This is a genomic window from Clavibacter sp. GW821-FHT01D01 (assembly GCF_059422605.1).
Genome location: NZ_JBWKXC010000001.1, coordinates 28,776 through 41,418 on the forward strand (window position 1 = coordinate 28,776; position 12,643 = coordinate 41,418).

Below are 12,643 nucleotides of genomic sequence, written 5' to 3' on the forward strand. Positions count from 1 at the left end.
CGCGGTCAGGCCCGCGCGGCCTCCGCGCCGACGGCGTCGTCCGCGGATCCGCCCGGGTGCGCGGCGGCCGCCACGAGCCCGTTGGCGTGCCGCAGCACGAGCGGCGACAGGGCGGCGTCGGCGTCGATCGGCCCGTCGCCCGTGAGCGTGAGCACGCACGTCTCGCCGGGCAGGAGGCTGACGAGCCCCCGGTCGACCGCGGCGGACGGGTGCGCGCGGTCCGCCAGCACGGTGAGGTCGCGCACGTAGGAGGTCGCGGTGACGGTGATCCGGCAGCCGGTCGCGGTCTCCTCGACCGCGGCGACGAGCGGGTCGGCGTCGAGCGCCTGGTCGACGACCTCGGCGAGGTCGAGGATCGCCCGGTCGAGGCCGGACGCGGCGGTCGCCACCAGGATCTCGCGCGCGGCGTCGCCCGCCGCGGCGAGGTCGGCCGGCACCGGGAAGGACGCCGATCCGCGGGCCGGCACCTCGACGCGCACGGTGGCGCTCGCCCGCACGTCGCCGTCGACGTCGACGCGCGCGATGTCCACGTCGGTCGCGAGCGCCTCGGCCGTGTCGTTGAGCACGACGAGCGCGAGGCCGCCGTCCCGCGGCTGGAACGTGGCGAGCCGCGGCCGGTACGCGTCCCGCAGGGCGTGCCAGAGGGGCTTCCGGCGCTCCGCGAAGTCGACGGCCGCCCAGGAGACCACGGGCCAGTCGTCGTTCAGCTGCCAGACGACCGTGCCCGTGTTGTACGGCGCGAGCGAGCGGAAGTGCTCGATGCCGAAGCGGATCGCGTGGGCCTGGTTGAGCTGCGTGGCGAAGTGCCAGTCGTCGATGCCCGCGGGTGCGGGCAGGTGGCCCTGCATGCCGCGCTCGAGCTTGAGGTTCCCCTCGTGGGCCTTCTGGTGCACGAGCATCTCGTGGCCGTACGGGTCCAGCGGCTCGTCGTGCACGGTGCTCATGAGGGTCGTCCAGGCGGCGGGCCCCTGGAAGCCGAACTCCGCGACGAAGCGCGGGTTCCACTCGCGGTAGGCGGTGTAGTCCTTGGTGTTCCAGACGTCCCAGATGTGGACGGTGCCGTCGGTGTCGACGTTGGGGTGGAGGTAGTCGTCGAACGAGTAGGGGCTGCCGGGCGTGTAGACGCGGCTCGGGTCGAGCTCCGCGAGGATCGCCGGGAACAGCTCCCGGTAGTACCCGTTCCCCCACGTGCGGCCCGCGAGCCGCGGGCGCCAGCCCCACTCGGCGAACGCGACGATGTTCTCGTTGTTGCCGTTCCAGACCACGAGCGACGCGTGCGGCGACAGCCGCGTGACGGCCTCGCGCACCTCCGCGCGCACCTCGGCGGCCAGCCACTCCTCCTCCGCGTACGCGGCGCAGGCGAACAGGAGGTCCTGCCAGACCAGCACGCCGCGCTCGTCGCACAGCTGGTAGAAGTCCTCGGACTCGTAGATCCCGCCGCCCCAGACGCGCAGCAGGTTCATGTTCGCGTCGAGCGCGTCGTCGATGCGGCGGCCGTAGCGCTCGCGCGTCATCTCCGTGAGGAAGGCGTGGTCGGGGATCCAGTTGGCGCCGCGGATCATCACGAGCTCGCCGTTCACGCGCAGCTCGAAGCGGTTGCCGTGCTCGTCGGGCGTGGTGTCGAGGGAGACCGTGCGGAAGCCGACGCGGGTGCGGCGGACGTCGCCCGCGACCTCGACCTCGACGTCGTGCAGCGGCTGCGCGCCGTGGCCGACGGGCCACCAGAGCGCGGCGTCGGGGACGGCCACGACGACGCTGCCGGAGGCGAGCACGTCCGAGGTGGCCGCCGCGAGCTCGCGGCCGTCGCGGGAGACGCGCACGGTGACGGGCACCGAGGCGCGCGCGCCCGACTGCTCGATCTCGACCGCGGTCGTGAGGATCCCGGTGCCGCCGGAGACGTCGACGAGCGGGCGCACCGCGGCGATGCGGGCGCCCGACCAGGAGTGGATGCCGATGGAGCGCCAGATGCCGCTCGTCGCGACGTCGATGCCCCAGTCCCAGCCGAAGTTCGACGCGTTCTTGCGCAGCGCGTTGTAGGGGTGGTGGTTCACGTGCGGCAGCGCGCCGCCGTGCTCCGCGGAGAGGCGCTCGGCGGCCTCCACGGGCGCGTCGAACACGACTTCGATGCGGTTCTCGCCGGCGACCAGGAGGTGCCCGACGCTGAAGCGGTAGGAGCGGTGCTGGTTCCGGGTCTGCGCGACCACCGTGCCGTTGAGCACCACGGTCGCGAGCGTGTCGAGCCCGTCGGCGACGAGGTCGTGCCGCTCCGAGCCGTCGTCCCGCCAGTCGAAGGTGCGCGCGTAGCGCCAGACGGTGCTGCCGATCCACTGCTGCGCGGCCTCGGCGTCGCCGTCGAAGGGATCCGTGATGAGGTCGGCGGCCAGCAGGTCGGTGTGCGCGCATCCGGGCACGGTGGCGGGGACGTCGCGGCCGAGGATGCCGTCGGGCGCGGCTCCGGAGACGGCGGTGAGGGTCCAGGGGCCGTCGAGGCTCAGGTGGGGCATGGGGTCCTTCCAGGGTCAGCGCGGCACTGCGCTCCGCCTGCCGGATGACCCGGTCCCAGGCGACCGACTTAGTTTCGTTCCCGACTTAAGTAATGTCAACCGGCACGGCGGCGCGGCCGCGGATGCGACCTCGGCCACTACCCCGGACGCGGTACGGCGTCAGCCCCGCGCGGGCGTCACGAGGCCGAGCGTGCGCGGCGAGAGCTCCTGCTGCAGCACGAGCGCGGCGCCGCCGACCGCCGCGGCGTCCGCCACGTGCGCCGACAGCTGCACGCGCACGCGGTGCCGCGACCGGGCGAAGAAGCCCGCGTCGAGCCGCCGCTCCACCACCTGCAGGTACAGGCTGCCCGCGGTCTCGAACGACGGGCCGGCGAGCGACAGCGAGTCGAGGTCGAGCAGGTTCGCGAGCGCGATCGCGGCGTCCGCCAGGTGCTCCGCCGACTCCGTCACGAGGTCCACGGCGAGCGCGTCGCCCTTCACGGCCGCGGCCGCGACGGCGGCGAAGTCGGCGAAGGGATCCGCGTCGGCGCTGAGCGCGAAGCCGGCCTCCCGGCCCTGGTCGACGGCCTGCCGGGCACGCGCCGCCACCGCCGCCGGGCCCGCCAGCTCCTCCGTCGACGGCCCGCGCGGCGCCTCCCCGCGGTGCATGCGCATCTGGCCGAGCTCGCCCGCGTTCGAGCTGGACCCGCGGAAGACCGTGCCGCCGAGCACGATGCCCGCGCCGACGCCCGCGCCCATGTAGATCGTGGAGTGCGCCACCGCGTCGGCGACGTCGCCGCCCCAGAAGTCGCCGATCGCCGCGGCGGTCGCGTCGTTGTCGAGGAGCACCGGCAGCCCGGTCGCGTCGGCGAGGGCGCCGCGCACCGGGTAGCCGCTCCAGCCGGGGAGGGTGGGGGCGTCGAGCACGCTGCCGGCGGCGAGGTCGAGGGGGCCGGGCGCGACCAGGCCGATGCCCGCGACGCGCGTCGGATCCAGCCCCAGCGCGGGCAGGAGCACGCCGATGCGCCGCCCGATGGCGGCGGTCACGTCGTCCGGCGGCGCGTCCCGGGCGCCGCGCGTGCGAGTCCGGCCGACGATCGACCCGTTCACGTCGGTGACGACGTAGGTGATCGAGTCGGCACCCAGCTGCACCCCCACGGCGAAGCGCGCGGTGGGGTTGATCTGCAGCATGACGCGCGGCTTGCCGCCCGTGTACTCGCGCTCGCCGGTCTCCGCGACGATGCCGTCGGCGAGGAGCGCGCGGACGATCTTGGAGATGGTGGCCTGCGTCAGCCCGGTCAGCTCGGCGATCTGCACGCGGCTGATGGGCCCGCGGCTGCGGACCAGGTCGAGGACGAGGCCCCTGCTGGTCGCCGTGGTCAGCGTCACCCGTGGATTGACCACCCGACCCCGCTCTCGTCCCTGCGATCCTAGGGCTCCCGGCTGTCCGTCCGCGTGCGGGCCGCCGGGGCCTCCCGGCCGATGGGCGATACTGCATCCATGCCCGCCCCCGCGCACCCCGCCGCGCTCGCGGCGCCCGCCGTCCCGGAGCCCGTCGGGTCGGGAGCGCTCGAGGCCCCCGCCCCGCCCGGGCCCGACGCGCCCGGCGCCGAGCGCCCGTCCGTCGGCCTCGTGGTCGTCCAGCCGCCGCACTCGTACGCGCTCGACCCGTTCTGGGGCGAGCTCGTCCGCGGCATGGAGGAGGCGCTCGACGCCGAGGACCGCACGGTCCTGATGCAGATCGCCCGCGACGACGCCGAGGAGCGCGACATCCACCGGCGGTGGGCCGCCGACCCGGCCATCGCGGGGGTCCTCGTGGTGGACCTCGTCGACCCGGATCCGCGCGGCGCGCTGCTGGTCGAGCTCGGGCTCCCGGCCGTCATGCTCGGCGACGCCGTGGACGCGCACCACACGACCGTGGTCGTCGACGACTCGGCGCCCATGCGCACGGCGATCGGCCACCTGGCAGCCCTCGGCCACCGCCGCATCGGACGCGTCGGCGGGCGCCCGGAGCTCCGGCACACGCGGTCCCGCGACCGCGCCTTCGACGCCGCCGTGCGGGAGGCGGGCCTCACCGGCCGCACGGTGCACGGCGACTACGCGGCGGCGTCCGGTGCGGAGCTCACCCGGATCCTGCTCGGCGAGGACCGCCGCCCCACCGCGCTCGTCTACGACAACGACGTGATGGCGGTGGCCGGCCTCGCGGCCGCCCAGGCCGCCGGCCTCGACGTGCCGGGCGACGTGTCCCTCCTCGCCTGGGACGACTCGGCGCTCTGCCGGCTCGCGCACCCGCCGCTCACGGCCATGCGGCGGGAGATCCAGGACCTCGGGCGCACCGCGGCGGGCGCGCTCCTCGACGTGGTGGCCGGGCGCGGCCGGACCGTCCTGCACGTGGACGCGGCGACGCTCGTGACCCGCGGCACGACCGCGCCCCCGCGCACGCGCTGACGCGCGCCGGGTGACGCGCGCCGGCGGACCGGATCCGCGGCGTCCCCGTCAGGCGGACGCGGACGCCGCGGCCGCGGCCGAGGCCGACCGCGCCGCGGCGCCCACGAGGGCCGCCGCCCCGGCGGATCCCGCGCGCGCCCCCGCCCTGCCGGGCTGCGCGAGCTCCCGCCGCAGCAGCAGCATCGCGCCGCCGATGGCCGCCGAGTCGCGCGGACGGTCGGCCACCACGGCCCGCGTCGGCCGCACGCGCCGCGTGAACACCGAGCGCTCGAGCTCCCCCTGCACGGCCTCCCGGTAGACCTCGCCGGCGATGGCGAAGCTCGGGCCCGCGAGCACGACGCGGTCGAGGTCGAACAGGTTCGCGAGCGTGACGGCCGCCCGGCCGAGCCAGCCCGCCGCGGTCCGGACGATGCCGAGCGCCTCGCCGTCGCCGTCGACCGCGGCGCGGGCGACGCGGTCGAACTCGACCTGCGTGGCGTCGAGGGCGCCGGTCAGCCCGAGTGACGCGCGGAGCCGCGGGACCGCCATGGCGCCGCGGACCACGGCCATGGGCCCGGCGACGCCGTCCACGCAGCCGCGGTTGCCGCAGCCGCACGGGGTCCCCGCGGGGTCGAGCGACACGTGGCCGATCTCGAGCCCGTTCCCGGACGCCCCGCGGTAGACCTCGGCGTCGACGACGACCCCGCCGCCGATGCCGCCGGCCATGAAGATCACGCCGTGCGTGCGCCGGCTGCCGCCGTGGTCCGACCCGCTCTCCCCCACGGCCGCCGCGTCGGCGTCGTTGGCGAGCAGCACGGGCAGCCCCACGAGCGACTCGAGCACGTCGACGGTCGGGAAGCCGCGCCAGAGCGGCGTGGGGTCGTCGGTCATGAGCGCGCCGGCGTCGCGGTCCTGGGGACCGTGGGTGGCGAGCCCCACGCCCAGCACGCGGGAGCGGGGCAGAGCCGCCTCGGCGAGCACGCGGTCGACGCCCGCGGCGATGCCGGCCAGCACGTCGGCGGGTGCGCGGGTGGAGGCGCCGGGCAGGTCGGCGCGCGCGATCACGGCGCCGGCGAGGTCGACCACGACGACGGCGCAGGTCGAGCGGTCCAGCTGCACGCCCACCGTCGCCCGGGCCGACGCGTCGATCCGCAGCAGCCGGCGGGGTGTGCCGCCGCGGGACTCCCCACGCCCGACCTCCACCACGAGCCCGTCGGCGATGAGGTCGCGCACCACGTTCGTGATGGTCGCGCCGGTGAGGCCAGAGGCGGCCGTGAGCTCCACCCGGCTCACGGTGCCGCCCGAGCGGATGCAGTCGAGCACGGTGGTGCGCGACGTGAGCCGGGACGCCCGGTCGGACGGATGGGACATGGGCGACCTCCTGCATCGTCACCCCATCGTGATGCTGAGGTGGTCCGACAATACTTGACACACTTAATTTATCGAGTGAGGATTACCGGCACCGGCCCCTCGGGGCCGCTCTGAGCACTCCCCGGTCACTGCCGACTGTCCGCCTCGAGGCGGGAAAGGAACGACGATGTCCCTCTTCACTCCCCCCGGATCCGCCCGTCGACGGAGGAGGGCCGCCGCCGGCGTCGCCCTCGCCGCCGCCGCCGCGATCGCCCTCACCGGCTGCGGGGCGGGCTCCGGCTCGTCCGCCGCCGACACGCTCGTCGTCTACACCGGCCAGGCCGGCGACTACCAGCTGAACCTCAACCCCTACTCGCCGTCGTCCATCGGCGGCATCGGCTCGATCTACGAGTCGCTGTTCTTCATCACGAACGTCAACACGAAGGACCCGGTGCCGCTCCTCGGCACCGACTACGCCTGGAACGAGGACGGCACGCAGCTCGACGTCACCCTCCGCGAGGGCGTGAAGTGGTCCGACGGCGAGGACTTCACCGCCGACGACGTGGTGTTCACCCTGCAGATGATCGCCGACACCCCGTCGATCAACTCGACCGGCTTCGACGGCCAGGTCAGCGCCACCGACGACACCCACGTGTCCATCACGTGGGACCACCCGGCGTACGTCAGCCTCCCCAACGTCCTCGGCCGCATGCCGATCGTCCCCGAGCACCAGTGGAAGGACGTCGACCCCGCGACGGACGTGATGAAGGAGCCCGTGGGCACCGGCGCGTTCACGCTCGGCAACTTCAAGGCGCAGGCGTTCACCCTCGCCGCCAACCCCGACTACTGGGACGGCGAGCCCGCGGTGAAGCAGATCCGCTACCTCTCCCTCTCCGGCAACACCGCGGGCGCCGACGCCCTCGCAGCCGGCACCATCGACTGGCAGACCGGCCCCGTGCCGGACATCGCCAACGTCGAGGAGAACTACCCCGGCTACAAGGCCGTCACCATCGGGCAGAACCAGATGGCGCTCATCACGTGCTCCAACGCCGACCTCGGCTGCGCCGGGCCGCAGACCGACCCGGCCGTGCGCCACGCGCTCTACCAGGCGATGGACCGCGACCAGATGAACGCCCTCGCGTTCCAGGGCACCTCGAGCGAGGTCTCCCCGACCTTCGCGCTCCTGCCCACGCAGGAGGACACCATCTCCGCCGACATCGAGGAGAAGGTCGCCCCGATGAAGGCCGACCCCGAGGGCGCCGCGGCCACCCTCGAGGCCGCCGGCTGGGCCAAGGGCTCCGACGGCATCTACGCGAAGGACGGCGAGCGCCTGGCCCTCACGGTCGAGGTCGTCACCGGCTGGACCGACTACATCACCGCCATCGACACCATGTCCCAGCAGATGAAGGCGGCCGGCATCGAGCTCGACGCCGCGCAGTCCTCCTGGAACGAGTGGACCGACAAGCGCACGAAGGGCAACTACGAGCTGGTCATCGACTCGCTCGGCCAGGGCCCCTCGAGCGACCCGTACTACCTGTACAACAACTTCCTCAGCTCGGCGAACACCACCGAGGTCGGCACCCCGGCGTCCACGAACCTCTCCCGGTTCGCCGACCCCGAGGTCGACGCCGCGCTCGAGGTCCTCGCGGCCACGTCCACGGACGACACCGCGGCCCGCCAGGCGCAGTTCGACATCATCCAGCGCAAGCTCGTCGACGTCATGCCCTATGTGCCGATCATGACCGGCGGCACGACGAGCGAGTACAACGACGCCGGCTTCACGGGCTGGCCGACCGACGACGACCTGTACGCCTTCCCCGCCATCTGGGCCTCGCCGGACAACGCGCAGGTCTTCAAGGCGCTGAAGCCGGCCGGGGAGTAGCCGCATGACCGAGGAGGAGCGCGTGGCCCGAGCGGGCGCCGGAGAGGAGGTCGGACGGTGATGTACTTCGTCCGCAAGGCGGGGTTCTACGCGGTGGCCCTCTGGGCCGCCCTGACCCTGAACTTCCTGATCCCCCGGCTCCTGCCGGGGAACCCGGTCGACATCCTGCTGGCGAAGCTGCAGCAGCGCGGGGGCACCATCACCCCCGAGACCCGCCGGGCCTACGAGCTCCTCCTCGGGGGCGACACCTCGCAGCCGCTGATCGCGCAGTACGGGAGCTACCTCGTCAACGTGTTCCGCGGCGACCTCGGGGTGTCGGTCAGCTACTTCCCCGCCCCCGTGTCGGAGGTCATCGGCGGATCGCTGCCGTGGACCATCGTGCTGGTGGGGCTGTCGACGATCGTCGCGGCGGTCATCGGCGTCACGCTCGGCGCCTTCGTCGGCTGGAAGCCGGGCACCTGGCTCGACTCCCTCGTGCCGGCGACCACGATGCTCGCCGCGGTGCCGTACTTCTGGCTCGCGCTGATCCTCGTGTACGTCTTCGCGACGACGCTGAAGCTGTTCCCCTCGCAGGGCGGCTACGACGTGGTGCTCGACCCGGGCTGGAACGCGGAGTTCATCTCCTCCGCCGTGCAGTACGGGATCCTGCCCGCGGCGACCATCGTCATCGCGTCCCTCGGCGGCTGGCTGCTCGGCATGCGCAACATGATGGTGTCCACGCTCAGCGAGGACTACGTGCTCACCGCGCAGGCCAAGGGGCTCACGCAGGGCCGGATCCTCCGCAGCTACGCGGCGCGCAACGCCGTGCTGCCGTCGGTGGCGGGCTTCGCCATCTCGCTCGGGTTCGTGGTCTCGGGGTCCATCGTCACGGAGCAGGTCTTCTCGTACCCGGGCATCGGGTCGAAGCTCCTCAACGCGGTCACCAACAACGACTACGCGCTCATGCAGGGCATCTTCCTGTTCATCACCCTCGCCGTGCTCGGCGCGAACCTCGTGGTCGACCTCCTCTACGGGATCGTCGACCCGCGCACCCGGGCCCGGGCCTAGGGCGGGAAGGAACGGACATGACCAACATCCAGTCCTCCACGGAGCCGGACGTCGCCCAGGCGACCGAGGGCCTCGCCGCCGCGGCGGCCGAGCGCGGGAAGCCGCCGCGCTCCGCCTGGCGCCTCATGCTGCCGACCATGACCCCGTGGCTCGCCGCGGGCCTCGCGCTCGTCGGCCTCATCGCCCTGTTCGGCCTCATCGGCCCCCTGCTGCTGCAGGACCCGACGACCATCCGCGACTCCGGGCTCCAGCCGCCGAGCTGGGAGCACCTGCTCGGCACGACCCAGACCGGGCAGGACGTGCTCGCGCAGCTGGCGTACGCCACGCGCGGCTCGCTGCAGATCGGCCTCCTCGTCGGGGTGCTCGCGACCGTCCTCTCGGCGTTCTTCGGCATCTTCGGCACCTACGTCGGCGGCTTCGCCGACGAGGCCTTCTCGCTGCTGTCCAACGTCTTCCTCGTGATCCCCGGCCTCCCGCTGGTGATCGTCATCTCCGGCTTCGTGCCGCGCGAGTCCCGGGGCCTCTGGACCATCGCGGTGGTCCTCGCGGTCACGGGCTGGGCGGCCTCCGCCCGGGTCCTCCGCGCGCAGACGCTCTCCATCCGCACCCGCGACTACGTGGCCGCCAGCCGCGTCGCCGGGGAGCGGGCGTGGCGCGTCATCGCGGTGGAGATCCTGCCGAACCTGCTGCCGGTGCTCGCGAGCCAGTTCGTGTTCGCCGTCATCGCGGCCATCCTCGGCGAGGCGGGCCTGTCCTTCCTCGGCCTCGGGGCGTCGAACTCCTCGACCCTCGGCACGATGCTGTTCTACGCGCAGAACGGGTTCGCCCTGTCGCTCGGCGCCTGGTGGTGGTTCGGGCCTCCCGGGCTCCTCATCGCCCTGTTCGGCACCGGCCTCTCGCTCATCAACTTCTCGATCGACGAGATCATCAACCCCAAGCTGAAGAACGTGCGCCTGCACCGCAAGCGCGCACGCCTCGCCAGCCGCCTCGAGCGCAGGAAGGCCGCCTCATGACCGCCACCGTCCCCACCGCCCGCACGGGCGGCGCCCCCGGCGGGGGGAGGTCGAGCGTCCTGACGGTCGCGGACCTCACGGTCGTCTACGAGACCGAGAACCCGGTCACCGCCGTCAAGCACGCGTCGTTCACGCTGGCACCCGGGGAGATCCTCGGCCTCGCCGGCGAGTCCGGCTGCGGCAAGACCACGCTCGCCTACGCCATCAACCGCCTGCACCGGCCGCCGGCCCGCATCGCGTCGGGCTCGGTGACCTTCCACGACCGCGGCGGCGAGGACGTCGACCTCCTGGCCCTCGGCGACGAGGAGCTGCGGGCCTTCCGCTGGTCGAAGCTCTCGATGGTGTTCCAGGGCGCGATGAACGCCCTCAACCCCGTCACGAGCGTCCGCGCCCAGCTCGACGACACGCTCCGGGCCCACCGGCCGGGCATGTCGAAGGCCGAGCGGCGCGCCCGCTGCGCCGAGGTGCTCGAGCGCGTGAGCGTCGACCCGGCCCGCCTCTCGTCGTTCCCGCACGAGCTCTCGGGCGGCATGCGGCAGCGCGTGATGATCGCGATGGCCATGCTCCTCGAGCCGCAGATCATGATCATGGACGAGCCGACGACCGCGCTCGACGTGGTCGTGCAGCGCGACATCCTGCGCGAGATCGTGCGGCTGCGCGACGAGCTCGACTTCGCCGTCGTGTTCATCACCCACGACCTCCCGCTGCTGCTGGAGATCAGCGACCGGATCGCCGTCATGCTGCGCGGCGAGATCGTCGAGCTGTCGAGCGCGGAGGAGATCTACCGCGCGCCCCGGCACGAGTACACGAGGAAGCTGCTGCGCTCGTTCCCGAGCCTCAGCGGCGAGCGCGGCGCGTTCATCCGCAGCGGCGAGGACATGGAGGAGGCGCGATGACCCGCGTGTCGGTGACCGACCTGACGAAGGACTTCTCGATCCGCAAGGGCGTGGGCCGGCAGGCGTTCCGCGCCGTCGACCGCGTCTCGTTCGACCTCCTGCCCGGCCGGACGGTCGCGCTCGTGGGCGAGTCCGGATCCGGCAAGTCCACCATCGCGCGCATGCTCGCGAAGCTGGAGAAGCCCACCGCGGGGCGCATCGACGTGGAGCTCGACGACGGCACGCCCGTGGTCGGGTCGCTGTACCGGCGGCACGTGCAGATGGTGTTCCAGGACCCGTTCGCGTCGCTCAACCCGTTCCACTCGGTCGAGCACCACATCGCCCGGCCGCTCCTCCTGCACCAGCGCACGCGCGGCCAGGCGCAGACGCACCAGCGGGTGCTCGAGATGCTCGAGCGCGTGAACCTGACCCCGGCGGAGGACATGGCCGCGCGTCGCCCGCACGAGCTGTCCGGCGGGCAGCGGCAGCGCGTGGCGATCGCCCGGGCGCTGGCGCCGGGCGCGCAGGTGGTCATCGCGGACGAGCCCGTGTCGATGCTCGACGTGAGCATCCGGCTGGGCGTCCTCAACCTGATGGGCCGGCTGCAGCGCGAGGACAACCTCGCCGTGCTGTACATCACCCACGACCTGGCGACGGCCCGGCACTTCTCGGACGAGATCCTCGTGCTCTACAAGGGCCGCGTGGTCGAGCGGGGGCCGAGCGACCAGGTGATCCTGGATCCGCACCACGACTACACGAAGCTGCTCGCGCTGGCGGCGCCGGATCCGGAGCGCCTCGGCAAGGTCGTGTCCGACGAGGCCGTGCCCGACCGCGCGGGCCTCGACGGGAGCGTCTGCTACAACCACCACTCGGGCGAGTGGGAGGGCGTGGGCGACCCCGTGGGACGCGCGGTGCGCGCGGGCTGACCGGCGCCGCGCACGGAGGAGGGCCCCGACGATCCCGTCGGGGCCCTCCTCCGTGCGCGCGACCTAGGCGGCGACGGCCGCGGTGTTCCGGGCGATGTGCGCGTGGAACGCCTGCAGCCACGACAGGAGGAACTCCTCCGTGCCCGCGTCGGAGATGGCGCCCTCGGGCGAGATGAGGCCCTCGGTGCTCTGGATGTACGCCTCCGGCTGCGAGAGCTCGGGCGACGCGAGGAACGACAGGATGCTGCGCAGGTGCTGCTGCGCGACGGCCGTGCCGACCGCGCCGATGGACGTGCCGATGACGGCGCTCGGCTTGCCCTGGAACGCGTTCTCACCGTAGGGGCGGCTCGCGAAGTCGAGGGCGTTCTTGAGGACGCCCGGCACGGAGCGGTTGTACTCGGGCGTGACGAGCATGATCGCGTCGGCGTCGTGGATGGCCTGCTTGAAGGCGTTCGCGGTCTCGGGGAAGCCGCCGTCCATGTCGGCGCTGTAGAACGGCAGCGGCGCGATGGGGATCTCGGTGAGCTCGAGGCCCGCCTGCGCGCCGAGGCGCTCGAGAGCCGCGGCGAGGGCGCGGTTGATGGAGGTGGACGAGAGGCTGCCGACGAGGTAGCCGACGCGGTAGGTGGTGCTCATGGTG

The 12,643-nt window shown here is 73.4% G+C and carries 10 protein-coding genes; 6 read left to right on the plus strand and 4 right to left on the minus strand.

Going from position 1 to position 12,643, the window contains the following annotated elements:
• Positions 1–5: 5 nt before the first annotated feature.
• Positions 6–2,504 (minus strand): glycoside hydrolase family 2 protein, encoded by a 2,499-nt coding sequence (locus tag AC07VC_RS00125; RefSeq protein WP_494674891.1) that lies wholly within the window; start codon positions 2,502–2,504, stop codon positions 6–8.
• A 159-nt stretch (positions 2,505–2,663) separates the two neighbouring features.
• Positions 2,664–3,872: an ROK family transcriptional regulator gene (locus AC07VC_RS00130; protein ID WP_317230957.1), complete on the minus strand. Its 1,209-nt coding sequence runs from the start codon at positions 3,870–3,872 to the stop codon at positions 2,664–2,666.
• 111 nt (positions 3,873–3,983) lie between these two features.
• Here AC07VC_RS00130 and AC07VC_RS00135 point away from each other — a divergent pair, with 111 nt between their 5' ends.
• Entirely contained in the window at positions 3,984–4,931 is a 948-nt protein-coding gene (locus tag AC07VC_RS00135) for a LacI family DNA-binding transcriptional regulator (RefSeq protein ID WP_494674890.1), read from the plus strand.
• Between the two features lie 48 nt (positions 4,932–4,979).
• Here AC07VC_RS00135 and AC07VC_RS00140 read toward each other — a convergent pair whose 3' ends face one another.
• Positions 4,980–6,281 carry an ROK family protein gene (locus tag AC07VC_RS00140; protein WP_494674889.1) on the minus strand — a complete coding sequence of 434 codons (1,302 nt, stop codon included), beginning with the start codon at positions 6,279–6,281 and terminating at the stop codon, positions 4,980–4,982.
• Positions 6,282–6,447: 166 nt separating this feature from the next.
• Between AC07VC_RS00140 and AC07VC_RS00145 the strand changes: the two genes are divergently transcribed.
• The 5 genes from AC07VC_RS00145 to AC07VC_RS00165 are packed head-to-tail and all read left to right on the plus strand — an operon-like array spanning position 6,448 to position 12,003.
• Complete coding sequence (locus AC07VC_RS00145) at positions 6,448–8,142, plus strand: ABC transporter substrate-binding protein (RefSeq protein ID WP_104344843.1); 1,695 nt, start codon at positions 6,448–6,450, stop codon at positions 8,140–8,142.
• A gap of 60 nt (positions 8,143–8,202) precedes the next feature.
• Entirely contained in the window at positions 8,203–9,189 is a 987-nt protein-coding gene (locus tag AC07VC_RS00150; RefSeq protein WP_374953174.1) for an ABC transporter permease, read from the plus strand.
• A gap of 17 nt (positions 9,190–9,206) precedes the next feature.
• Positions 9,207–10,202 carry an ABC transporter permease gene (locus AC07VC_RS00155; protein WP_094114833.1) on the plus strand — a complete coding sequence of 332 codons (996 nt, stop codon included), beginning with the start codon at positions 9,207–9,209 and terminating at the stop codon, positions 10,200–10,202.
• The gene (locus tag AC07VC_RS00160) at positions 10,199–11,098 is read left to right on the plus strand and encodes an ABC transporter ATP-binding protein (protein WP_494674888.1); all 900 of its coding nucleotides are present in this window, start codon (positions 10,199–10,201) and stop codon (positions 11,096–11,098) included. Before AC07VC_RS00155 ends, AC07VC_RS00160 begins: the two co-directional genes overlap by 4 nt.
• Positions 11,095–12,003 carry an ABC transporter ATP-binding protein gene (locus AC07VC_RS00165; RefSeq protein WP_494674887.1) on the plus strand — a complete coding sequence of 303 codons (909 nt, stop codon included), beginning with the start codon at positions 11,095–11,097 and terminating at the stop codon, positions 12,001–12,003. The genes AC07VC_RS00160 and AC07VC_RS00165 overlap by 4 nt, the downstream gene beginning before the upstream one ends.
• A gap of 63 nt (positions 12,004–12,066) precedes the next feature.
• On the opposite strand, the gene AC07VC_RS00170 is transcribed toward AC07VC_RS00165, so the two are convergent.
• Positions 12,067–12,639, minus strand: coding sequence for an NADPH-dependent FMN reductase (locus AC07VC_RS00170; RefSeq protein ID WP_494674886.1), 573 nt, complete (start codon positions 12,637–12,639; stop codon positions 12,067–12,069).
• Positions 12,640–12,643 lie beyond the last annotated feature (4 nt).